Annotated in this window: 22 protein-coding genes; 12 read left to right on the top strand and 10 right to left on the bottom strand. The window is 75.1% G+C overall.

Translation table 11 applies throughout. The features are described 5' to 3' along the window. The first annotated feature begins 300 nt into the window (after positions 1 to 300). The 4 genes from ABZW10_RS22635 (at position 301) to ABZW10_RS22620 (ending at position 7,211) form a co-directional block, all read left to right on the top strand. The gene (locus ABZW10_RS22635) at positions 301 to 990 is read left to right on the top strand and encodes a hypothetical protein (RefSeq protein ID WP_355368741.1); all 690 of its coding nucleotides are present in this window, start codon (positions 301 to 303) and stop codon (positions 988 to 990) included. A gap of 1 nt (position 991) precedes the next feature. Further along, positions 992 to 2,965, top strand: coding sequence for a DNA polymerase Y family protein (locus ABZW10_RS22630; protein ID WP_355368739.1), 1,974 nt, complete (start codon positions 992 to 994; stop codon positions 2,963 to 2,965). A gap of 57 nt (positions 2,966 to 3,022) precedes the next feature. Next, a complete protein-coding gene (locus ABZW10_RS22625; RefSeq protein WP_355368737.1) occupies positions 3,023 to 6,313 on the top strand; it encodes an error-prone DNA polymerase in 3,291 nt (1,096 codons plus the stop codon). Positions 6,314 to 6,785: 472 nt separating this feature from the next. Further along, complete coding sequence (locus ABZW10_RS22620; protein ID WP_355368735.1) at positions 6,786 to 7,211, top strand: hypothetical protein; 426 nt, start codon at positions 6,786 to 6,788, stop codon at positions 7,209 to 7,211. A gap of 186 nt (positions 7,212 to 7,397) precedes the next feature. Here ABZW10_RS22620 and ABZW10_RS22615 read toward each other — a convergent pair whose 3' ends face one another. Then, positions 7,398 to 8,228: a TIGR03084 family metal-binding protein gene (locus ABZW10_RS22615; RefSeq protein ID WP_355368733.1), complete on the bottom strand. Its 831-nt coding sequence runs from the start codon at positions 8,226 to 8,228 to the stop codon at positions 7,398 to 7,400. 215 nt (positions 8,229 to 8,443) lie between these two features. Here ABZW10_RS22615 and ABZW10_RS22610 point away from each other — a divergent pair, with 215 nt between their 5' ends. Next, positions 8,444 to 9,229 carry a LuxR C-terminal-related transcriptional regulator gene (locus ABZW10_RS22610; protein WP_355368731.1) on the top strand — a complete coding sequence of 262 codons (786 nt, stop codon included), beginning with the start codon at positions 8,444 to 8,446 and terminating at the stop codon, positions 9,227 to 9,229. A gap of 18 nt (positions 9,230 to 9,247) precedes the next feature. On the opposite strand, the gene ABZW10_RS22605 is transcribed toward ABZW10_RS22610, so the two are convergent. The 3 genes from ABZW10_RS22605 to ABZW10_RS22595 form a co-directional block, all read right to left on the bottom strand. After that, on the bottom strand, positions 9,248 to 10,780 hold the full coding sequence (locus ABZW10_RS22605) for an AMP-binding protein (protein ID WP_355368729.1): 1,533 nt from the start codon (positions 10,778 to 10,780) through the stop codon (positions 9,248 to 9,250). Positions 10,781 to 10,860: 80 nt separating this feature from the next. After that, the gene (locus ABZW10_RS22600; protein ID WP_355368727.1) at positions 10,861 to 11,223 is read right to left on the bottom strand and encodes a MerR family transcriptional regulator; all 363 of its coding nucleotides are present in this window, start codon (positions 11,221 to 11,223) and stop codon (positions 10,861 to 10,863) included. A 43-nt stretch (positions 11,224 to 11,266) separates the two neighbouring features. Beyond that, positions 11,267 to 12,052, bottom strand: coding sequence for an SDR family oxidoreductase (locus ABZW10_RS22595; protein WP_355368725.1), 786 nt, complete (start codon positions 12,050 to 12,052; stop codon positions 11,267 to 11,269). Between the two features lie 140 nt (positions 12,053 to 12,192). Here ABZW10_RS22595 and ABZW10_RS22590 point away from each other — a divergent pair, with 140 nt between their 5' ends. The 3 genes from ABZW10_RS22590 to ABZW10_RS22580 are packed head-to-tail and all read left to right on the top strand — an operon-like array spanning position 12,193 to position 13,617. Beyond that, positions 12,193 to 12,651: a group II truncated hemoglobin gene (locus ABZW10_RS22590; RefSeq protein WP_355368723.1), complete on the top strand. Its 459-nt coding sequence runs from the start codon at positions 12,193 to 12,195 to the stop codon at positions 12,649 to 12,651. Continuing rightward, positions 12,648 to 13,184 (top strand): GNAT family N-acetyltransferase, encoded by a 537-nt coding sequence (locus tag ABZW10_RS22585; RefSeq protein ID WP_355368721.1) that lies wholly within the window; start codon positions 12,648 to 12,650, stop codon positions 13,182 to 13,184. Before ABZW10_RS22590 ends, ABZW10_RS22585 begins: the two co-directional genes overlap by 4 nt. A gap of 40 nt (positions 13,185 to 13,224) precedes the next feature. Further along, on the top strand, positions 13,225 to 13,617 hold the full coding sequence (locus tag ABZW10_RS22580) for a VOC family protein (RefSeq protein ID WP_355368719.1): 393 nt from the start codon (positions 13,225 to 13,227) through the stop codon (positions 13,615 to 13,617). A 7-nt stretch (positions 13,618 to 13,624) separates the two neighbouring features. Here the strand turns inward: ABZW10_RS22580 and ABZW10_RS22575 are convergent, their stop codons facing one another. Beyond that, positions 13,625 to 14,215, bottom strand: a complete 591-nt coding sequence (locus ABZW10_RS22575; RefSeq protein WP_355368717.1) for a maleylpyruvate isomerase N-terminal domain-containing protein — start codon at positions 14,213 to 14,215, stop codon at positions 13,625 to 13,627. Positions 14,216 to 14,341: 126 nt separating this feature from the next. On the opposite strand from ABZW10_RS22575, the gene ABZW10_RS22570 reads away from it, so the two are divergent. Further along, positions 14,342 to 15,001, top strand: a complete 660-nt coding sequence (locus tag ABZW10_RS22570) for an NAD(P)H-binding protein (protein WP_355368715.1) — start codon at positions 14,342 to 14,344, stop codon at positions 14,999 to 15,001. 73 nt (positions 15,002 to 15,074) lie between these two features. Here the strand turns inward: ABZW10_RS22570 and ABZW10_RS22565 are convergent, their stop codons facing one another. After that, positions 15,075 to 15,857: a class III extradiol ring-cleavage dioxygenase gene (locus ABZW10_RS22565; protein ID WP_355368713.1), complete on the bottom strand. Its 783-nt coding sequence runs from the start codon at positions 15,855 to 15,857 to the stop codon at positions 15,075 to 15,077. A 133-nt stretch (positions 15,858 to 15,990) separates the two neighbouring features. On the opposite strand from ABZW10_RS22565, the gene ABZW10_RS22560 reads away from it, so the two are divergent. Beyond that, positions 15,991 to 16,506, top strand: a complete 516-nt coding sequence (locus tag ABZW10_RS22560; protein WP_355368711.1) for a MarR family transcriptional regulator — start codon at positions 15,991 to 15,993, stop codon at positions 16,504 to 16,506. Between the two features lie 21 nt (positions 16,507 to 16,527). On the opposite strand, the gene ABZW10_RS22555 is transcribed toward ABZW10_RS22560, so the two are convergent. Continuing rightward, positions 16,528 to 17,793 (bottom strand): DUF6596 domain-containing protein, encoded by a 1,266-nt coding sequence (locus ABZW10_RS22555; protein ID WP_355368839.1) that lies wholly within the window; start codon positions 17,791 to 17,793, stop codon positions 16,528 to 16,530. A gap of 104 nt (positions 17,794 to 17,897) precedes the next feature. Continuing rightward, the gene (locus tag ABZW10_RS22550; RefSeq protein ID WP_355368709.1) at positions 17,898 to 18,272 is read right to left on the bottom strand and encodes a YciI family protein; all 375 of its coding nucleotides are present in this window, start codon (positions 18,270 to 18,272) and stop codon (positions 17,898 to 17,900) included. Positions 18,273 to 18,511: 239 nt separating this feature from the next. On the opposite strand from ABZW10_RS22550, the gene ABZW10_RS22545 reads away from it, so the two are divergent. Further along, complete coding sequence (locus tag ABZW10_RS22545; RefSeq protein WP_355368707.1) at positions 18,512 to 18,877, top strand: nuclear transport factor 2 family protein; 366 nt, start codon at positions 18,512 to 18,514, stop codon at positions 18,875 to 18,877. A 106-nt stretch (positions 18,878 to 18,983) separates the two neighbouring features. Here the strand turns inward: ABZW10_RS22545 and ABZW10_RS22540 are convergent, their stop codons facing one another. Then, entirely contained in the window at positions 18,984 to 20,111 is a 1,128-nt protein-coding gene (locus ABZW10_RS22540; RefSeq protein WP_355368705.1) for a hypothetical protein, read from the bottom strand. 88 nt (positions 20,112 to 20,199) lie between these two features. On the opposite strand from ABZW10_RS22540, the gene ABZW10_RS22535 reads away from it, so the two are divergent. After that, positions 20,200 to 20,712, top strand: coding sequence for a GNAT family protein (locus ABZW10_RS22535; RefSeq protein ID WP_355368703.1), 513 nt, complete (start codon positions 20,200 to 20,202; stop codon positions 20,710 to 20,712). A 61-nt stretch (positions 20,713 to 20,773) separates the two neighbouring features. Here ABZW10_RS22535 and ABZW10_RS22530 read toward each other — a convergent pair whose 3' ends face one another. Then, positions 20,774 to 21,832, bottom strand: a complete 1,059-nt coding sequence (locus tag ABZW10_RS22530) for an acyl-CoA desaturase (protein ID WP_355368701.1) — start codon at positions 21,830 to 21,832, stop codon at positions 20,774 to 20,776. Positions 21,833 to 21,893: the final 61 nt, after the last annotated feature.

The following is a 21,893-nucleotide window of genomic DNA, read 5'->3' as shown; positions in this document are numbered from 1 at the left end:
TGAAACCCCCGCCCGGGCGCCAACACTCCGTTCAACGGACTATCGACACCCTGGGTGCAGCGGGACGGTGACGCGGCATCAGGCCGTGGCGGTCTCCGCCCGGACGGGGGCGGGTCGCCGGTGTCGCCGCGGTCCGGCGCGCATGCGGACGCGCCTCTCCGGTCGAACACGGAGAGTGACAACACGGAAGCGGACGATTCGGACTTGAATCTTTACGAACGGATGTTCGATCCTGGGGGTGTGCCCGTTTTCGAATCTGTTTTCGAATCCACCGTCGAGCGGAAGCCCGCGCTCCGACCGGTGGCGTCGACCGCTGCCCCCGCGCGGGGGCTGCTGCCGGTGGTGCCCGCGCTGAGCGGGCTGCTGCCGGAGGGCGGGCTGCGGCGGGGCGCGGCGGTGTCGGTGGCGGGCGGGGACGCCGGGCTGCTGCTGGCGCTGGCCGCCGGGGTGCGGGAGACCGAGGGCGGCTGGGCCGCGGCGGTCGGGCTGCCGGACCTCGGGCTGGCCGCGGCCGCCGGGTACGGGCTCGACCTGCGGCGGCTGCTGGTGGCCGACGACCCCGGACCGCACTGGGCCGAGGTGGTCTCCGTCCTGGCCGGCGCCGTCGAACTGATCATGCTGCGCCCGGACGGCCCGGTCCCGCCGAACCTGGCCGCCCGGCTGGCCGCCGTGCTGCGGCGCAGCGGCTGCGTGCTGCTGGTGGCCGGGCCGTGGCCGGGGGCCGGGCTGCGGCTGGGCGTGCGCTCCGGGCGCTGGTTCGGGCTGGGGGACGGGCACGGGCAGCTCACCGGACGGCAGGTGGAGGTGGTGGCCGAGGGGCGCGGATCGGCGGGGCGCGGGCGGACGGCCCGGCTCTGGCTGCCGGACGCGCACGGCGCGGTGCGGACCGTGGAGGAGACGGTCGGCGCCGGGACGGTGGACGTGGACGCGGTGGGGGAGGGCGCGGTGTCGGGGGCCGGGGCGGGCCTCGACCGCATGGCGGTGGTGTGAGATGACCGGCGGCGAGGTTGCCGGGTTCACCGGGGCGGGTGGCGCGGTCACCCCCCGGGTGCTGGTGGTGTGGTGTCCGGACTGGCCGGTGGTGGCCGTCGAACGCCCGGCGGAGGGGCGGGAGGGCGAGGAGCGGGACATTCCGGTGGCGGTGGTCGAGGGCGGCCGGGTGCTGGCCTGCTCGACGGCGGCCCGGGCGGCCGGGGTGCGGCAGGGGCAGCGGCTCAAGCTGGCCCAGCGGCTCTGCCCGGCGCTGGAGCTGCGCGACCGCGACCCGGAGGCGGAGGTCCGGCGGTTCGAACCGGTGGTCGCGGCGGTGGAGGCGTTCACCCCCCGGGTGGAGGTGCTGCGTCCGGGGCTGTGCGCGATCCCGGTGAAGGGGCCGGCCCGCTACTTCGGCGGGGAGGAGGCCCTGGCGGCGAAGGTCCAGGGGGCGGTCACGGCCGCCCTGGCGGTGTCGGCCGAGGCCGAGGCCGCGGCCGCAGCCGCTCAGGCGCACCCGGCGGACCCGGCGGACGCGGAGCGGGCCCGGAGCCATGACGGCGACGGGAACGCCGAGAGTGGCACCGGGAGCACCGGAACCGGGACCGGGACCGGGAACGGCGCGGGCCTGGCCGAGGTCGTCCCGCTGCACCCCGCCGATGCCGAACGGCCCGCCGCCCGGCGCCGCACCGCCGGGGTGGACGAGCTGTTCGCCGCCGCACCCGCCGCCCGGGACGGCGCCCGGGGCGGCTTCGCCCGCCCGCCCGCCTACCCGCCGGCCCCCGGCCCCGGGGCCGCGTCCCCGGCCGCCGCGCCGCCGCCGCTGGGCCAGGTCGGCGTGGCCGACGGCCTGTTCGCCGCCGTGCTCGCCGCCCGCGCCGGGGCGCTGGTCCCCGCCGGACGGACGGCGGAGTTCCTCGCGCCCTACCCGGTGGCCGCGCTCGGCGACGCCGAGCTGGCCGAACTGCTGGACCGGCTGGGCCTGCCCACGGTCGGGGCGTTCGCCGCGCTGCCCGCCGAGTCGGTGGCCGACCGCTTCGGCCCGGCCGGCGCGGTGGCGCACCGGCTGGCCCGGGGTCTCCAGCCGCGCCCGCTGGTGCCGCGCACCGAGGGGCCGGACCTCTCCGTCGAGCAGCGCTTCGACCCGCCCGAGCCGCTCGCCGAGCCGCTGGTGTTCGTCGCCCGCACCCTGGCCGAGCGGCTGCACCAGCGGCTCGCCGGGGCGGGGCTGACCTGTCAGCGGGTCGCCGTCGAGGTGGAGTGCGCCGACGGCCGGACGGTCGCGCGGCTCTGGCGGCACGAGGGCCGGCTCTCGGCGACGGCGCTCGCCGAACGCGTCCGCTGGCAGCTCCAGGCCTGGCAGGGCACCGGCACCTTCGACCGGAGCGGCGGAGCCGGGGGACCGCACGACCCCGAGCCGGGCGGGTTCACCGCGCTGCGCCTGGTCCCCGACGACCTCACTCCCGACCAGGGCCGTCAACTCGCCCTCTGGGGGCAGGCGGTGGCGGACGACCGGGTGGAGCGCGCGGTGGCCCGGGTGCAGGCGGTGCTCGGGCACGCCGGGCTGCGCCGGATCGAGCCGGCCGGCGGCCGGGGGCCGGAGGACCAGGTGGTCCGGGTGCCGTGGGGCGAGCCGTACGACCCGGCGGCGCCCGCCGACGCGCCCTGGCCGGGGCGGGTCGGCGGGCTGCGGGACGTCTGGCCGGCCGTGGTGCACCGCGTCCCGGTGCCGGCGGCGGTGCTGGACGCGGACGGGCGGCCGGTGACGGTGGACGGCCGGGCGGGGGTGTCGGCCCGGCCGTCCACCGTGGCGGTGCGCGGGCGGGAACTGGCGGTGGACGGCTGGACCGGTCCCTGGCCGGCGGTCGAGTACTGGTGGGACCAGGCGCGCGCCCGCCGCCGGGCCCGGTTCCAGGTGACGGTGGCGGACGGGCGGGCGCTGCTGCTCACGGTGGAGGGGGGTGCCTGGTTCGTGGAGGCCGGATACGACTGACGGCCGGCAGGACCGAGGGGGGTAGGAGACCAGCGAGAGACCGAAGGCACCACCCCGATGGGATTCACCAGTCATCCCTCCCTCCCCTGGAGCGAACTGCACCGGCGCCTGTCCAGCAGTGGCAGCGGCAGTGGCGACGTCGGCGGCGACGTCGTCCCGCTGCGCCCCGGCGACGGACCGGACGGATCGGACGGTCCGGACGGGCCCGCCGGGCGCCCCGCCGGGCAGCGGCCCGCCGGACCGCCCTGGGCGGAGCTGCACGTCCACTCCGCCTTCAGCTTCCTCGACGGCGCCAGCGACCCCGAGGCGCTGGTCGCCGAGGCGGCCCGGCTGGGCGTCGAGGCCCTGGCGCTCACCGACCACGACGGCCTCTACGGCGCGGTCCGGTTCGCCGAGGCGGCCCGCGGCACGGGCGTGTCCACCGTCTTCGGAGCCGAACTGACACTCCGTCATGAGCGGGGAGGCGTTGAGCACCTGCTGGTACTGGCCCGCGACCCGGAGGGCTACCGCCGCCTCTCCGCCGTCATCGGCGCGGCCCAGCTCGCGGGCGGCGCCAAGGGGAATCCGGTCTACGACTTCGAGGCCCTCGCCGACGCGCACGACGGCCACTGGGCGGTGCTCACCGGCTGCCGCCTCGGCCGGGTGCCCGCCGCCCTGGCCGCCGCCGCGGGTGCCCCCGGCGCCGGACCAGCCGTCGACCCCGAGCACCAACTCCGCACCCTCAGCGAGGCGTTCGGCCGCGAGAACGTCCACGTGGAGCTGATCGACCAGTGGCTCCCCGGCGACGACCTGCGCAACGACGCCCTCGCCGCGCTCGCCGCCCGGCTGCGTCTGGCCACCGTCGCCTCCACCAACACCCACCACGCGAGCCCCGCCGAGGGCCGCCTCGCCCAGAGCCTGGCCGCCCTGCACGACCGCCGCACCCTCGCCGAGGCGGTGGGCTGGACCCACGCCGCCGGCACCGCCCACCTGCGCTCCGGCCGCGAGATGGCGGCCCGGCTGGCCCGCTTCCCGGGCGTCCGCGAGGCCACCGTGGACCTCGCCGGGGCCTGCGCCTTCGACTTCGCCACCCTGGACCCGGAGCTGCCCGGCTACCCCGTCCCGCCCGGCCACACCGAGATCAGCCATCTGCGCGAACTGGTCGCCGAGGGCGGCCCGGCCCGGTTCGGGCCCGGCAACGGCCCGGCCCGCCGCCAGCTCGCCCGCGAGCTGGACGTCATCGAGGAACTCGACCTGGCCGGCTACTTCCTGATCGTCCACGACATCGTCGACTTCTGCCGCCGGGAGTCCATCTGGTGCCAGGGCCGCGGCTCGGCGGCCAACTCCGCGGTCTGCTTCGCGCTCGGGATCACCGCCGTCGACCCGGTGCACTACAAGCTGCTCTTCGAGCGCTTCCTCTCCACCGCCCGCGACGGGCCGCCGGACATCGACCTGGACATCGAGAACCGCCGCCGCGAGGAGGTCATCCAGTACGTCTACCGCCGGTACGGGCGCGAGCACGCCGCCCAGGTCGCCAATGTGATCACCTACCGGCCCCGGCTGGCCCTGCGCGACGCCGCCCGGGTGCTCGGCTATCCGCAGGGACAGGTGGACGCGTTCAGCCGGCAGGCCGACTTCCGCTCGCCGCCCGGCGCGGACGCCGTCGTTCCCGCCGACGTGCTCGCGCTCGCCGGACAGCTCCACGGCCTGCCGCGCCACCTGGGCATCCACTCGGGCGGCATGGTGCTCACCCGGGAGCCGATCGCCGGGATCTGCCCGACCGAGTGGGCCCGGATGCCGGGGCGCTCCGTGCTGCAGTGGGACAAGGAGTCGGTGGCCGGCGCCGGGCTGGTCAAGATCGACCTGCTCGGCCTCGGCATGCTCGCCGCGCTGCACGACACCTGCGACCTGGTCGCCCGGCACCACGGCGAGCGCTACGACCTGGCGACCATCCCGGACGACGACGCGGGCGTGTACGCGATGCTGCGGCGGGCCGACACCGTCGGCGTCTTCCAGGTCGAGTCGCGCGCCCAGATGGCCACCCTGCCCCGGCTCAAGCCGGACCACTTCTACGACCTGGTCGTCGAGGTCGCGCTGATCCGGCCCGGCCCGATCCAGGGCGGCTCCGTCCACCCGTACCTGCGGCGCCGCGCCGGGGTGGAGCCGGCCGGCTGCCCGCACCCGCTGATGGAGAACGCCCTCGGCAAGACCCTCGGGGTGCCGCTGTTCCAGGAGCAGATGATGCAACTCGCCATCGACTGCGCCGGGTTCACCCCGGCCGAGGCGGACCGGCTGCGCCAGGCGATGGGCGCCAAGCGCTCGCACGAGCGGGTCGCCCGGCTGCGCGAGCGGCTGCTCGGCGGCATGGCCGAGCGCGGCATCCCGGAGGAGGTGGCGCAGGACGTCTACACCAAGATCGAGGCCTTCTCCAACTACGGCTTCCCGGAGAGCCACGCGATCAGCTTCGCCTACCTGGTGTACGCCAGCGCCTGGCTCAAGTACCACTACCCGGCGGCCTTCACCTGCGCCCTGCTGGCCAACCAGCCGATGGGCTTCTACTCGCCGCTCAGCCTGATCTCGGACGCCCGGCGGCACGGTGTGCGGGTGCGCGGGGTGGACGTCAACGCCAGCGGCGCCGGGCCCACCCTGGAGCCGTACCGGGGGCCGACGCCCAGGCCGCCGCTGACCGCGGGGAAGCCGCAGCCCGCGATCCGGCTCGGCCTGGACACCGTGCGCGGCATCGGCGCCGCGCAGGCCGAGGCCGTCGCGGCCGGGCAGCCGTACGCGGACCTGGAGGACTTCGCCCGCCGCACCGGATTGCCCGCGGCCGGTCTGGAGGCGCTGGCCGCGGCGGGCGCGTTCGGCTGCTTCGGGCTCGGCCGGCGGCAGGCGCTCTGGGCGGCGGGCGCGTTCGCGGGCGTCTCGGCGGACCTCATCCCGGGCACCACGCCCGGTACCGAGGCGCCGGAGCTGCCCGCGATGACCCCGGTCGAGGAGACCATCGCCGACCTCTGGGCCACCGGGACGTCCGCGACCAGCCACCCGCTCCAGCACCTGCGCGCCCACCTGGAGCGCGGCGGCGCGCTCTCGGCCGCCGAACTCCCGGACGTGCCGCCGGGGACGGCGGTGGTGGTCGGCGGCCTGGTCACCCACCGGCAGCGGCCGCCGACGGCGGGCGGGGTGCTCTTCCTCAGCCTGGAGGACGAGACCGGGCTGATCAATGTGATCTGCGGCCGGCCGGTCTGGGAGTCCCAGCGCCGCACCGCCCTGGACCGGGCCGGGCTGCTGGTGCACGGGCACGTCGAACGGGACCGGGGTGCCACCAATCTGGTCGCCACCCGGCTCACCCCGCTGCGGATCGGGCTGTGACGGGACGGCGGGCGCCCTGGAGCGGGGCCGCGGGCTGCTGCTCCTGCGCGACGGCGGGAAGTGGCCGGCGCGGCGCAGTCGTGGGGGGTGCCTGCGCCGCGCCGGAGTCCGTGCCGGGCCGGTCGTTCAGCTCGACGATCCGCAGATCGCCCGGATCGCGTGGTTCATCCGCGTCATGTCCGAAGTCCATCATGCGCCGACGAATCCTGTATATCGCTGAAACGTGTGGTTTGCCGGATAACCTGGACTATTTGACGAATAGTCGGCTGAATCGGTAGAGTCGCCCGATTGTCCTGGACGCCTGTCGCGCCCGCCGTATGGATTCGCGCCATCGAGGGGTCAATTCCGGTGCGCCTGAAGGGATTGCGGTCCGGTCGGGAATACCGGCCGGAGTGCGTGGAAGCATCTGCCATGTGAAGCGTGACATGGCACAACCTTCCAGCACCTCCTGTCCTCGAAGGAGAGAACTCCGATGAAGCGTTTCGTTGCGATCCTCGCGGTCGGTGCCGCGCTGTCCGGGCTCGGCGTCGCGGGCGCCACCCAGGCCACCGCCCTTCCCTCGGGCACGACCACGATCTCGTCGACGACCACCTGCGGCTACGGCATCGGGACCCAGGTCTGCCTGACGCTCAACGGCCGCGTCGCGTCCGCCACCGGCTGGGTGGGATCGGCCGGCGGCCCCCCGCAGATGGCCTCGTTCGTGCTGGATCTCGGCACCACCGCCGGCCACAGCCTGGACCGCGAGAGCCTCGGCGCCGTCGTGGGGTCCAAGGGGATCACGGTCGGTCCGATCGTGAGCACCGTCCCGTGCGGCGAGGGCATCATCGCGAGCTTCGTCACCACCAGGATGGGTCAGCCGGTGGCGAGCGCCACGGTCACGGTGCCGGCCGTCTGCTGAGCCGCCCGGTCGGTCCGCCCGGCCGGGCCGACGCTCATGCCGCCACCGTGCGGACGAAGCCGCGCCCCGGCCTCCGGCCGCGGTCCGGCTCGTGGCCGACCGGGTGACCGGCGTACCGGCCGCGGAGGTTGGTGACAGGGAACCAGCCTCCGCGGCCGGTGCACCTCGCGCGACGGCCCCGCCTGGCTAGCGGGACGACCTCGCCTCCCGGCCCGTCCCGGGCGGGCCCGCGAAGGCCTGGGCGATCGGCAGCCACGCCGTCGCCACCTCGCCGACGGCGGTCAGTCCGAGGTCGTCCCGGTGCCGGCGCCGGGTGACCAGCAGGCAGAAGTCCAGGGCCGGGCCGGTCACCCGGTCCGCCGCGTCGGCCGGCCCCCACGTCCACGACCCGCCGTCCGGGGCGGTCAGCTCCACCCGTACCGGGGCCTGCGGAGCGGGCCGCCCGTGCACCGTGAACGCGAACCCCAGGGTCCGCACCCCCAGGTGCGCGACGTGCCGCAGCCGCGCCGTCGGCTCCCGGACGGCGCCGAGCGCGTCCGCCACGTCCTGCCCGTGCGCCCAGGTCTCCATCAGCCGCGCGGTGGCCATCGACGCGGCCTTCATCGGCGGGCCCAGCCAGGGCAGCCGGGCGCCGGGCGGCACCGCCGCCAGCGCGTCCGCGAGCCGCTCCCGGCCGGCCCGCCAGCGGGCCAGCAGCGCGTCCGGCTCCTCGGCCGCTCCGCGCGCCGCGCCGTCCTCCACCGGGTCGGTGCCGGCCGCCACCAGCTCGCCGAACACCCGGCGGGACTCCGTGACGAAGGCCTCCGGATCGCGGGCGGCCAGCTCCGACCAGTCGTCCGTCCAGGCCAGGTGGGCGATCTGGTGCGCCACCGTCCACCCCGGCGCGGGCGTGTCCAGGGCCCAGCCGTCCGGCTCCAGCCCGGCGACGAGCCCGTCCAGCGCCTCGCTCTCGGCCCGCAGGTCGGCCAGCAGCCCGGCCGGAACGGACGAGCCCCCGGGAACCTTGGGATCCACCATGGATCTCCCCTTCGTCATGCTCGGAAACCTGGGAAACATCGGAAACCCCGGCGGTCCGCAGCGGTCCGCGTGGTGACCCGCCGGTAACCTCGCGCCCGCACCCTACGCCGCCGCGTGCGCCTCCACCCGGAACTCCGCACAACTCCCCGGGACACGCACACCGAACCCGTTCGCGACCCCTCCCCAGCGCCGCGACCTCGTGTGACAATCGCGCGATGACGACCGCCCCGACCGCGCCGAAGCGCGGTGCCGAGGCCCCGGACGACCTCGCCGACCGGGCCGCCGAGCTGGTCAGGGACGCCGTGCTCGGCGACCTCGCCCGCCGGGTGGTCGCCGACTGCGGCGCCGACGTCGGCCTGGTCGGCGTGCCCGAGCCGGGCGTGGCGGCGGCCGGGGGCGAGGGCATGGTGCTGCGGCACTGGGCCGGCACCCGGGCCGAGCTGCTGCACGACCTCCCGGTGCCGGCCGGCACCGGTCTCGGCGGCCGGGCGCTGGCCGAACGGGCGCCGAGCTGGGCGCCCGACTACCGCGCCGACACCACCATCTCGCACCACTACGACGCCGCGGTCATCGCCGAGGACCTCTACGCGATGCTCACCGTGCCGCTGTTGCACGGCGGCATGGTGCACGGCGTGGTGTACGCCTCGCTGCGCGCGGTGGTCCCGTTCGGGGACGTCCGGATCGCCGCCGTGGCCAGGCTCGCCGAGGCCGCCACCCGGGCCCTGGCCGGGGCCGACGCCTGGCGCGGGACGGGGGCGCCCGCGGTGGGTCCCACCGGTGCGCGAAGACCTCCGTGCACCCCGCCCGCCCCGCTCACCCGGCGCGAGCACGAAGTGCTCCGCTGGGCGGCGACCGGCCGGACCAACCCGGAGATCGCCGCCCAGCTCGGCCTCACCTGCAACACGGTGACCGGCTACCTGAAGAGCGCGATGCACAAGCTCGGCGTCCGCAACCGCACCGAACTCGCCGTCACGGCCCGGGAGTCCGGCCTGCTCGACTGAACCCCCGTACCAGGCGTTTCAGTTGACCTTCCGCTCCCGCCCCGACCAGTAGGGCTCGCGGAGCCGGAACTTCTGCAGCTTCCCGGTGGTGGTGCGCGGCAGCGCGTCCCGGAACTCCACCGAGGTGGGCGACTTGTAGCCGGCCAGCCGCTGCTTGCAGTGCGCGATGAGGTCCGCCTCGGTGAGCTCCGCACCCGGCTTCAGCACCACCAGCGCCTTGACCGTCTCGCCCCACTTGGCGTCCGGCACGCCGATCACCGCGACCTCGGCCACCGCCGGGTGGTCGTACAGGCAGTCCTCCACCTCGATCGAGGAGACGTTCTCCCCGCCGCTGATGATGACGTCCTTCTTGCGGTCCGAGATGGTCAGGTAGCCGTCCTCCAGGACGCCGCCGTCGCCGGTGTGGAACCAGCCGTCCCGCAGCGCCTCCGCGGTGGCCTCCGGCTGCTGCCAGTAGCCATCCAGCACGACGTTGGAGCGGACCAGCACCTCGCCCTGCTCGTCCACCCGCACCTGGTTGCCGATCGCCGGGGCGCCCGCCTGCACCAGCTTCTCCGCCCGCCGCTCGGCGGGCAGTTCGTCCCACTCGGCGCGGGTGCGGTTGACCGTCACCACCGGCGAGGTCTCGGTCAGGCCGTAGATCTGCATGAACTCCCAGCCGAGCTCGGACTCCATCCGCTGCACCACCGAGGTCGGCGGCGGCGCGCCGGCCACCACCATCCGCACCCGGTCCCGGCCGGGCACCGGGCCGTCCCACTCGGCCGCCGCGTCCAGCACCATCTGCACCACCGCGGGCGCGCCGCACAGGAAGGTCACCCCGTGCCGCTCGACCCGGCGCAGGATCTCGGCGCCGTCCACCTTCCGCAGCACCACGTGCTGCGCGCCCAGCCCGGTGAGCGAGAACGGCAGGCCCCAGCCGTTGGCGTGGAACATCGGCAGGGTGTGCAGGTAGACGTCCCGGTCGCTCGCCCCGAAGTGCAGGGCCATCAGCGTCGCGTTCAGCCAGACGTTGCGGTGGGTGAGCTGAACGCCCTTGGGGCGGGCGGTGGTTCCGCTGGTGTAGTTGATGGTCGCGGTGGCGTTCTCGTCGATCGGGTAACGGCGCGGCGCGTTCCCGAAGTCGTACAGCAGCGCGTCGCTGTCGGTGCCGATCACGAACTTGTGCTCGGCGACCACCCCGGCCAGCGGCTCGGCCAGCTCCGGGTCGACCAGCAGCACCGAGGCGCCGCTCTGCTCGACGATGTACGACACCTCCTCCGCCTTGAGGCGGAAGTTCACCGGCACCAGCACCCGGCCGTGCCCGCTCACGCCGAACAGCGAGGTCAGCAGTCGCGCCGAGTTGTGCGACACGATCGCCACCCGCTCGCCGGGGCCGACGCCGAGCCGGTCGAGACCGGCCGCCTGCGCCCGCGCCAGTCGGGCGATCCGACGGTACGTCAGATCCGTCCAGGGTTCGGCGGGTTGCACCGGCTCGTCGACGATGCCGACCCGGTCGCCGTAGACCAGCTCGGCCCGGTCGAGGAAGTCCATCACGGAGAGTGGAATCTGCATGGGGCCCACTGTCCTCCGCCCGCCTCGCCCTGCACACCCCCGATCGGGGGTGTCACCCGTCCGGGTCCCGCAGCCGGGTCTCACGCCCGGGACGCGGTGGCCTCCGCGGCGGTGATCGCCGCCGCCAGCCGGTCCCGGGCCTCGGTCTGGGCGGCGATCCGGCGCTCCAGCACCGCCAGCCGCTCCCGGGCGATCCGTAGCGCGCCGGCCGACGGCGGCCCCAGCGTGTCGCGGTCCAGGCACCCCAGGAACGGCCGGACGTCCTCCAGGGTGAACCCGGCCTCCAGCAGCGCGCGGATGTTGCGCACCCGCACCACCGCCGCCTCGTCGTACACCCGGTACCCGTTGGGCGCGCGCCCGGAGCCGATCAGCCCGGCCTGCTCGTAGTGCCGCAGCGCCCGGGCGGTCGTCCCCGTCGCCCGCGCCAGCTCGCCGATCCGCACCCGCGCCGCCCCCCGATCCGTCCCGGCCGGCCGCCTGCTGTGCTCAGCTCACCACGGCGCCCCCGTCCACCGGCAAGACTACTCCGGTCACGAAGGAGGCCTGCGGCGAAGCCAGTTGGGCGACGGCCCAGGCCACCTCGGCCGCCTCGCCGATCCGGCCGAGCGGGGTGTGCGCCAGCTGCCACGCCCGCAGCGCCGCCCGCCGTTCGGGGCCGATCCCGGCATGCGCGGCGATCGGCGTCCCGATCGCGCCCGGGGCCACCGCCACCACCCGGATGCCGAGCGGTGCCAGCTCCACCGCCCAGCTGCGGGTCAGCGAGTCCACCGCGGCCTTGCTCGCCGCGTAGGCCGAGTTCGTCGGCCAGCCGCGCTGTCCGACGGCGGTGCTGACGTTGACGATCACGCCCCGGCTCGCGGTGAGCGCGGGCAGCGCGGCCTGGGCGAGCAGGACGGGAGCCGTCAGATTGGTCGCCAGCAGCGCGCCGACGCCCTCCCGGGTGTAGCCGCCGAGCGTCGCGTGCGGGGCGATCCCCGCGTTGTTGACCAGGACGTCCAGCCGCCCGAACCGCTCCAGCGCCGCCCGGACGATCAGCTCCGGCCCGTCCGGCGCGGTGACGTCCGCGACCACCGGCACGATCCGCTCCGGCGCCCGCTCCGCCGTCCCCGCCAGCGGCTGCGCCCGGCGTCCGACGGCCAGCACCCGCACCCCCGCCCCCTGGTCGGCGAAGGCCCGCGCCGTGGCCCGCCCGATCCCGGTCCCCGCCCCGGTGACCACCACCACCCGGAGTGCCTGCCCCACCGACTCGTTCATCCGCTTCGTGTCGCTCATGCCCGCCACCCTCGGACCCTGCCGCCAGCGTCAAGGTCAAGCGCCGCCCCGGATCGGAGGAGCCTCCTCCGGTTGGCCCGTCGGCGTTCCGCTGCTAGGAAGGGTGGGAGAAGAACCGTCCACGGGGGAGAGACGCACCGATGACCGACCACCGCTCCGACAGCCTGTACGACGCGATCGGGGGTCTGGACGCCCTGCGGAGGCTGAGCAGCACCTTCTACGAGGGCGTGCTCGCCGATCCGCTGCTCGCGCCGGTCTTCGCCCGGTTCACACCCACCCACATCGAGCACGTCGCCGTCTGGCTGGCCGAGGTGTTCGGCGGCCCGGACCGCTTCACCACCGACCTCGGCGGCCACCGGGAACTGCTCCGCGCCCACCTCGGCCTCGCCATCACCGAGGAGCAGCGGCTGCGCTGGATGGAGCTGATGGCCGAGGCGGTGAACGCGGAGCTGCCCGAGGACGAGCTGCTGCGCCGCCGCGTCCTGGAGTACTTCGACTGGGGCACCCGGATCGCCGAGGACGTCTCCGCCTCCCCGGCCGGCACCGACCTCGGCGAACCGGGACCCACCCCGCGCTGGGGCTGGGAGGGCCTGCGGTGACGAACGCGCTCGCCGCCGCCGCGCCGCGCGCCGAGGGACTGCTGCTGCGCCCCTTCCGGCCGGAGGACGCGCCCGCCCTGCTCGACATCCACCGCGACCCGACGCTGCGCCGCTACATCCGCAACCAGGTGACCGACCTCGACGAGGCCGCCGGCTGGCTGGAGACCCAGGACCGCGGCCGCGCCGAGGGCAGCCGCTACTCCTTCGCCGTCCTGGAACGGGGCGTGCTGATCGGCAACGTCGTGCTCAAGCGCGGCGCGCCGGGCAGCGCCGGATCCGAGGTGGGCTACTGGACGGCCGCCGCCGCGCGCGGCCGGGGCGTGGCCCCGCGCGCGCTGGCGGCGCTCACCGGCTGGGCGTGGGAGACCTTCGCCGCCGACGGGCTGGTCCGGCTGGACCTCTTCCACGAGGGGGACAACGCCGCGTCCTGCCGGGTCGCCGAGAAGGCCGGCTACCCGTTCGAGGCCCTCGTACCGGCCGCCCCGCCGCAGTACCCGCTCGACGGCCACTGGCACAGCAGGCCCGCCGGATAAGGACTGGACCGCCGTCGTGATCCGAGCCAGAGTGGCCCCCATGGCTTCTTTGGTGAGACATGTGACGATCGACTGCGCCGACCCCTACGCCCTGGCCCGGTTCTGGGCGGAGGTCCTGGACGGCACCCTGGGCGCGGACGACAACCCCGGTGACCCGGAGGCCGTGGTCGAGTCGGCGGGCGCCTCGTTGCTCTTCATCCGGGTGCCCGACGGCAAGTCCGTCAAGAACCGCGTCCACCTGGACGTCCAGCCGCAGGACCGCACCCGGGACGAGGAGGTGGAGCGCCTCCTCGCCCTGGGTGCGACGCTGTTCGAGGACCACCGCACCCCGGACGGTAAGGGCTGGGCGACCCTCACCGACATCGAGGGGAACGAGTTCTGCGTCGAGCGCAGTGCCGCCGAGCGGATCGCCACCGAGGCCGCGACCGGCTGACCCCGTTCTACTCGACGGCCGCCCGCCAGCTCCACGAGGTCCGGCGCGGGCGGCCGTCGAGCTCCCCGCGGCCGGTGCACCAGAGCAGCACGTCCACCGGATCCCCGGCGGGCGCGTCGGGGAAGAGCCGGGCCAGTACGGCCGTGGCGAGCCGCTGCGGGGGCCGCCACTCCAGGCCGAGCCCGAGGGCGATGTCATGGGTGTGCAGCAGGGTCTCGGTGACGCCCATCGCGGCGAAGCCGGCCGGGTCGCACGGCCCGTGGTGGTACGCCCGCAGGGTGGGCGGGGCCGCGTCCAGGGCGGTGGCCAGCAGCTGCGCGCAGGCCGTGACCACGGTGAGCACCTCGGCCGGCCCGGCCTCCGGGCGCACCGTCAGGTCCAGCGGCAGATAGCGGTCGGCGGGCCGGGCGGCGAGCTGGCCGGCGTAGGCGAGCAGGTCGTGCGCGATGTGGGCGGCGGTCTCCCAGCAGCTCCACTCCAGCAGTCCGGCGGGCGCCTCCCAGCGGGCGCCGCCGGCCTCGGCGGCGGGCCCCAGGACGGCCGTCAGCTCGCCGAGCGCCGCCCGGACGTCATCACCGTTCAACGGACGATCAGTCATCGGCCCACCGTCTCACCCGTTCCCGCGTGTCCGCCAGGGGCCCGCCCGCCCCGGGTGCTACTGCTGGCTCCGGATCCCCACCCGGCCGCCTTCCCGCCGCCCCCCGGAGAACAGGTAGGTACCCCCATGGCCAGCATCGCCGTGTTCGGCGCCAACGGCACCATCGGCAGCGCCGTCGTCGCGGAGGCCGCCGCGCGCGGCCACCGGGTGACGGCGGTCGTCCGCACCCCGTCCCGCTTCGACACCGCGCGCTACCCGGCGGAGGTGTCCGTCGAGCGCGGCGACGTGCTGGACCCGGCGGACGTGGCCCGGGTCGCGGCCGGACGGGACGCCCTGGTGAGCGCGGTCGGCGGCGGCGACGGCCCGGGCCACCGGGCGTTGATCGAACCGGCCGCCCGGGCGCTGGTCGAGGGGCTGCGCCGGCTCGGCGGCGAGGCGCCCAGGCTGATCTCGGTCGGCGGCGCGGGCAGCCTGGAGACCGCGCCCGGCACCCGGGTCTGGGACGCCCCGGGCCTGCCGGAGGCGGTGCTGGAGATCATGCACGCGCACGGCGACGCGCTGGAGTACTTCCGGACGGTTTCGGACGTGCGCTGGACGGTGCTCAGTCCGGCCGCCCGGATCGGCCCGGGGGAGCGCACCGGCCGCTACCGCACCGCGCTGGAGCAGCTGCTCACCGACGCGGCGGGGGAGAGCCGGATCTCGGTGCCGGACTACGCGGTGGCGCTGGTCGACGAGATCGAGCAGCCCGAGCACATCGGCGAGCGCTTCACCTGCGGCGCGCTCTGACCGGCGCGCGCCGGCCGGCATTCGCCGGCCGGCGCGGTCGACCGTCGGGCGGGCCGTCGGGCGGGCCGGGCCGTCAGCCGAGCTGGATCGAGCGCTTCGCCAGGCCCATCCAGAACCCGTCGATCACCGTGCGCTGGCCCGCCAGTTCGTCCTCCGCCGCGCCGAGCGTGACGAACAGCGGGGCGAAGTGCTCGGTGCGCGGGTGGGCGAGCCGCCCGGCCGGGGCCTTCTGCTCGAAGTCGAGCAGCGCGTCGAGGTCCTGGGCCTCCAGCGCGCGCCGGCCCCAGTCGTCGAACTCGGCCATCACCGAGGTGACCCGGCCGTCGCGGCTGAGCGCCCGCAGGTTGTGGGTGAAGAAGCCGCTGCCGACGATCAGCACGCCCTCGTCGCGCAGCGGGGCGAGCCGGCGGCCGATCTCCAGCAGCCGCTGCGGGTCCAGGGTCGGCATGGAGACCTGGAGGACCGGGATGTCCGCCTCCGGGAACATCTCCACCAGCGGGACGTACGCGCCGTGGTCGAGGCCCCGGTCCGGGATGTCCTGGACGGGCGTCCCGGGGGCGCGCAGCAGCTTGCGCACGCGCTCGGCGAGCTCCGGTGCGCCGGGGGCGGCGTACTGGACGCGGTAGTAGTGCTCGGGGAAGCCCCAGAAGTCGTAGACCAGCGGCACGGTGGTGACGGCGCCGAGCGCGAGCGGGGCCTCCTCCCAGTGCGCGGAGACCATCAGGATCGCCTTGGGCCGGGGCAGGCCGGCGGACCAGGCGGCCAGCTCACCGGGCCAGACCGGGTCGTCGGCGAGCGGCGGCGCGCCGTGCGACAGGTAGAGGGCGGGCATGCGCTCGGGGGCGGCGGTGCTCATGGCGACTGTTCTCCTCTGACGCTCGGGGTGTGGTGCTCAGCGGCTGGATACGGGTCGGTAGTTCAAATTTGAACCTGACAAGGTAGACCGTACACCTTCGTTCGAATTTGAACAATAGGAGTACGATCACCCCATGCCCTCCACCTCGTCCGCACCTTCGGCGCCCCCCTCCGCCGCCTCCCCGTACGAGCCCCGGTGGCTCGACGAGGAGGAGATGGCCGCCTGGCGGAGCTTCGTCACCGCGAGCAACCTGCTCAACCGTCGCCTGGAACGCCAGCTCAAGGAGGAATCGGGCCTCTCCCACACCCAGTACGAGATCCTCGTCCACCTCTCCGCCGCCCCGGCCGGCTCGTTGCGCATGACCGAGCTGGCGGACATCCTGGTCACCTCCAAGAGCGGGCTGACCTACCAGGTCACCCAGCTGGAGAAGATGGGTCTGGTCGGCCGCCGCTCCTGTCCCAGCGACGTGCGCGGCGTCTTCGCCGAGCTCACCGAGCAGGGGAGCGAGATGCTGCGCGAGGCCGCCCCCGGCCATGTCGCCCTGGTCCGCGAACTGCTCATCGACGTGCTCACCCGGGAGCAGCTGGCCGTGCTCGCCGACGGCCTCGGCCAGGTCAGCGCCCGGCTGCGGCTCGACGACGCCCTCTGACCCCCGAACCCCCGGAAACCCTCAGCCCTCGAACCCTCCACCCTCGTCCGCTCGGGCTGCTGCCGCCTCGGCCGCCTCCGCCGCCTTGGCGAGCAGCAGCTCCCGCTCCCGGACGTTGCGGGTGAGCCCCGCCGCCCGCTCGAACTCCGCCCGCGCCTCGGCGCCCCGCCCCAGCCGCGCCAACAGGTCGCCCCGGACGCTGGGCAGCAGGTGGTACGCGTGCAGCGCCGGCTCGGCCGCCAGCGCGTCCACCACCTCCAGCGCCACCGCCGGTCCCTCGGCCATCGACAGCGCCACCGCCCGGTTCAGCTCCACCACCGGGGACGGCGTCAGCGCCATCAGCCGGCCGTAGAGCGCGGCGATGGTCGCCCAGTCGGTGTCCTCGTAGCGCGCGGCCCGGGCGTGGCAGGCGGCGATCGCGGCCTGCACGGAGTACGGCCCGCCGCCCGCCCGCCCCAGGGCGGTGAGCCCGCGCCGGATCAGCAGCCGGTCCCAGCGGGCGCGGTTCTGGTCGGCGAGCAGCACGGGCTCACCGCCCGGCCCGGTGCGGGTGGCCGTGCGGGAGGCCTGGAACTCCAGCAGCGCCGCCAGCCCGTGCGCCTCCGGCTCCGCGGGCATCAGCGCGGCCAGCAGCCGGGCCAGCCGCAGCGCGTCCTCGCAGAGCGCGGGCCGCAGCAGGTCGTCCCCGGCGGTCGCCGAGTAGCCCTCGTTGAAGACCAGGTAGACGACCTCCAGCACGGAGGAGAGCCGGGCCGCCCGCTCGTCCCCGTACGGGACCTCGAACGGTATCCCGGCCCGCGCCAGCGTCCGCTTGGCGCGCACGATCCGCTGGGCCACGGTCGGCTCGGTGGTGAGGAAGGCCCGGGCGATCTCCGCCGTGGTCAGCCCGCCGAGCAGCCGCAGGGTGAGCGCGATCCGGGCCGGCGCCGACAGCACCGGGTGGCAGACGGTGAAGATCAGCCGCAGCAGGTCGTCGTCGATGTCGTCCGGCCCGGACGGCTCGGGCGGCGGGACGTCCTCCAGCGCCCGCCCGACCTCGGCGAGCTTGCGCGCGTAGGTCTCCCGGCGGCGGACCAGGTCGATCGCGCGGTGCTTGGCGGTGGCCATGAGCCAGGCGCCCGGACGGTCCGGGACGCCCGACTCGGGCCACTGCTCCAGGGCGGCGACCAGCGCGTCCTGCGCCAGCTCCTCGGCGATGCCGACGTCGCGCACGATCCGGGTGACCCCCGCGATGATCCGCGCGGACTCGATCCTGAAGACGGTCTCGACCGTCCTGGCCGTCTCCACCGCCCCCGCCGTCCGCGCCGGCTCAGCCGTTCCCGCGTTGCGCTCCGTCACGATCACCCATCAGAGCAGCCGCCGCCCACCGCGGCAAACCACCGCCCCGTCGGTCACGCCTCCGGGGACGCGGTGCCCTCGTCGATCTGGCGCAGCTCGGCGCCGACGTGCCAGTGCGCCGGGTGCGTCTCCAGGAAGCGCCGGGTCCACTCGACGGCCTCGGCCTTGTCCTTGCACTGGAGCAGCGCGTAGCCGCCCACGACCTCCTTGGTCTCGGTGAACGGGCCGTCGGTGCAGCTCACCTTCCCGCCGTCCCAGAGCAGCCGGGTGCCCTCCTTGGTGGGCAGCAGCCCGGCGGTGTCCAGCATCACCCCGGCCTTGGTGATCTCCTTGAACAGGGCGCCCATCCGCTGCTCGAAGCCGGGGTCGGAGCGGAATTCGGAGGCCTGCTGCTCGTCGATGCGGATCAGTGACAGGAAACGCGGCATGGTGGCTCACTCCTCGTCGGTGTGCGGGCGGGGCCTCTCCCCGCCTCTCACCCCTGCGTCGAACGGGCGGGGGGCCTTTCGACAGCCGGCCGGAAAATTCTCGCGGGGGATCTCCGGGCCGGCCACCGCGGCCCGTTACTCCGTGGCCGTCCGCGCTCCGTGGCCGTCCGCGCTCCGAGCCGACGATCGCTCCGCCGAATCCCGCCCCGCGTCCGCGCCGTGACGGGGAGGATGGGGGCATGACCATCGATCATGCTTTCGCGCAGCGGTTCGCCGAGGAGTGGGTGGCGGTGTGGAACGCCCGCGACCTGGAGGGCGTCCTCGCGCACTACGCCGACGACGTCGTCTTCGTCTCGCCCCGGGTCGTCAGCTTCCTCGGGGACCCGTCGGGGGAGGTGCGCGGCAAGGACGCGCTGCGGGCGTACTGGAGCAAGGCCCTGGCGCTGCTGCCCGACCTGCACTTCACCCTGGACTCGGTGCGGGTCTCGGTCGACACGATCGTGCTCGACTACCGCAACGAGCGCGGCGTGGCCGTCGCGGAGGCGCTGACCTTCCGCGACGGCCTGGTCTGCCGCGGCTTCGGCGCCTACGGGCCGGAGAGCTGACCCCGGGCGGTCCCAGGTCGACCGGGCTGCCCGGGCCGTTCGGGCCGTCCGGGCCGCCCGCACGGAACGGGGAGGGGCGCGTGGGAAGCGCCCCTCCCCGCGGCCGCTACAGCCCCTGCCCCGCCCCGGAGTTCTTCGCCGGCCGCAGCTCGGCCGCCAGCGGCTCCGCCTTGGCCCGCTTCACCGCCAGCGCGCGGGCCAGGTCGAAGGCCGCCACCGGATCCTCCTGCTCGTTCCACGGCCGCGCGCCGCACCACGGCCCGACCGCCCGGAACTGCTCCAGCGCGACCCCGTAGACGTCCGCCTCGCCGGCGAAGTGCGCCAGCAGGTGCCGCAGCTGCGGCAGCCGCTCGTCGTCCGGCCGGACCTGCCGGAGCTGGGCGGCGAGGTTCTCGATGCGCCACTTGGTCTTGTCCGCCGTGATCGTGCCGGCGATGCTGCGCCGCTCCTCCAGCTCCGCGAGGGCGTGCAGGTAGATCCCGCCCAGCGGGCTCCCCGGCGGGGCCGCGTCCATGGCGCGCTCCGCGAAGGCCAGCATCTGCTTGTCGGAGCCGAACCACTTCTCGCACCAGTACTGCATGGCCTGCCAGTGGCCGTCGTAGTGGTACCAGGCGCGCTTCATCAGCTCGTCCCAGGCCTCCTGGAACTGCTCCGGGGTGAACTGCGCCCCGCGCGCCGCCGTCACGATCACCACCCACGGACCCGGGTTCGCCGGGTCCAGCAGGGCCGCCCGGCGGGCCGCCTCGATCGCGGCCGGCAGCAGCTCGCGGAAGGCGTTGATCGCGTCGTCGCCGACCTCGCCGCGGTAGCCGGAGCCGCGCACCTCCCAGGCGCGGTGCACCATCAGCTTCGCCTCCAGGGTGGCGGCGTCGCAGTTGCCGGGCTCGGCGGAGCGCCAGGCGCCCAGCCAGCCGTCCCCGTCGCCGGCGATCGCGGCCAGCAGGCCCAGCCGCTCCCACCGCTCGTCCCAGTTGTCGCCCGCCTCGGCGACGTAGCCGGCCGCCGGGCGCCAGTCCCCGGCCCAGGCCGCGTCGGCGATCGCCTGCGAGCGCTTCCGCCGCTCCAGCGGGGCGGGCGGTCCGGACCGGGTCGGGTCCAGCCGCTCGCGCGGGGCCATGCCGTACGCCGCCGGGTCGAAGCCGTCCCGGGCCCACTTCAGATGGCGCTTGCGGCGGACGATCCGGTAGACGACGTAGCCCACCAGGAAGATGACGAGGATCAGCACACGTATCACGACGGCGAATCATCCCCGGTGGGAGGTGGTGCGTGCAAAGTCGAAAACGGTTCGCCGAATGCGGCGTTTCATGGAAGCATCCGCGCGTATGGGGACGATTCTGCACGGCACGCACGTCACGCTCCGTCCGGCGGTCGCCGGGGACATCCCGGCCCTGGTCGCGATCCGCCGCACCCCCGAGGTCTACGCCCGCTGGCGCGGCGGTGAGGACCTCACCGACGCCGTCACCACCGATCTCGCCGAGTCCGGCACCGAGACCTTCGCCATCGAGGCCGAGGGCCGGCTCGTCGGCGCCGTCCAGTGGTACGCCAACGACGACGACGAGTACCGCCACGCCGGTCTGGACATCTACCTCGACCCGGCCTGCCACGGCCGCGGTCACGGAACCGACGCCGTGCGCACCCTGGCCCGCCACCTGGTCGGCCACCACCGCTTCCACCGGCTGGTCATCGACCCGGCGGTCGACAACCTGCCGGCGATCCGCTGCTACGAGAAGGTCGGCTTCCGCCCGGTGGGCGTGATGCGCCGGTACGAGCGCGACGCCGACGGCGGCTGGCACGACAACCTCCTGATGGACCTGCTCGCCGAGGAACTCGTCTGAGCGGCGGCGGCCGGCGCGCTCGGCAGGGGTCGCTCGGCGGGGCGCGCTCGGCCGCCGCCGGTCAGTGGTCCGCGCGCAGCGGCTCGCCGGTGCGATGGAGGTGGGCGAAGATCTCGCGGTAGGAGCGGAGCAGCCCGGTCTCGTGGTACGGGATGCCCTTCTCCGCGCAGAACCGGCGGGTGATCCGGGCGGCACGCGGGAGCGCCGGGGTCGGCATGCTGGGGAAGAGGTGGTGCTCCACCTGGTAGTTGAGGCCGCCCATCAGCGTGTCGAGGACGGGGTTGCCGCGGACGTTGCGCGAGGTCAGCACCTGGCGGCGGAGGAAGTCCAGCCGCATCTGCGGCGTCACCATCAGCATGCCCTTGTGGTTCGGCGCGAAGACGCAGCCCAGGTAGACGCCGAGCAGGGCCTGGTGGACGGCGAGGAAGGCGACCGCCTTGCCGGCCGGCAAAGCGGTGAAGACGGCCCCGAAGTAGGCCGCGAAGTGCAGGACGAGCAGGGCGCCCTCCAGCCCGGGGCGCTTCAGGTACGGGCTGCGCAGCGCCCGGAAGCTGTTGTAGCTGAGGTTGAGGCCCTCCAGCAGGAGCAGCGGGACGAACAGGAAGGCCAGCCGCCTGCCGATGAACCGGGCGACCCCGCGTGCCTGCCGGGCCTGGTCCTGCGACCACACCACGATGTCGGGCGCGACGTCCGGGTCCCGGCCCTCGTGGTTGGGGTTGGCGTGGTGGCGGGTGTGCTTGTTCATCCACCAGCCGTAGCTCATGCCCATCAGCAGGTTGGCGACGATCCGCCCGCCGAACTCGCTTCCGCGACGTCCGCCCATGACCTGACGGTGCGCGAGGTCATGGGCCAGCAGGCCGAGTTGGCCGAAGACGATGGCCATCGCGGCGGCCACGGCGAGCTGCTGCCAGGTGTCGCCCAGTGCGAACAGGGCGTACCAGCCGCCCGTGAACGCGGCCAGCGTGACGCCGAAGCGGACCGCGTAGTAGCCGGGGCGGCGGTCGAGCAGCCCCTCCTCGGCTATCCGGCGGGTGAGCTGGGCGAAATCGCTGCCGTCCGGGGCGCGGCGCGGGGGTGCGGCCGGCACCGGGGGCAGAAGGGTCGTGGGCTCTGGGCTCATGGCAGGAAGTCTGGTGGCCGGGTCGCCGTTCCGGAACCGGAGAAACCCCCTTCCCGAGGGG

Origin of the sequence: Kitasatospora sp. NPDC004723, from assembly GCF_040609255.1 — a bacterium.
Lineage (GTDB): Bacteria > Actinomycetota > Actinomycetes > Streptomycetales > Streptomycetaceae > Kitasatospora.
Note: the sequence above shows the minus strand (reverse complement) of the source record. Positions and strands in the feature narration are given on the sequence as shown.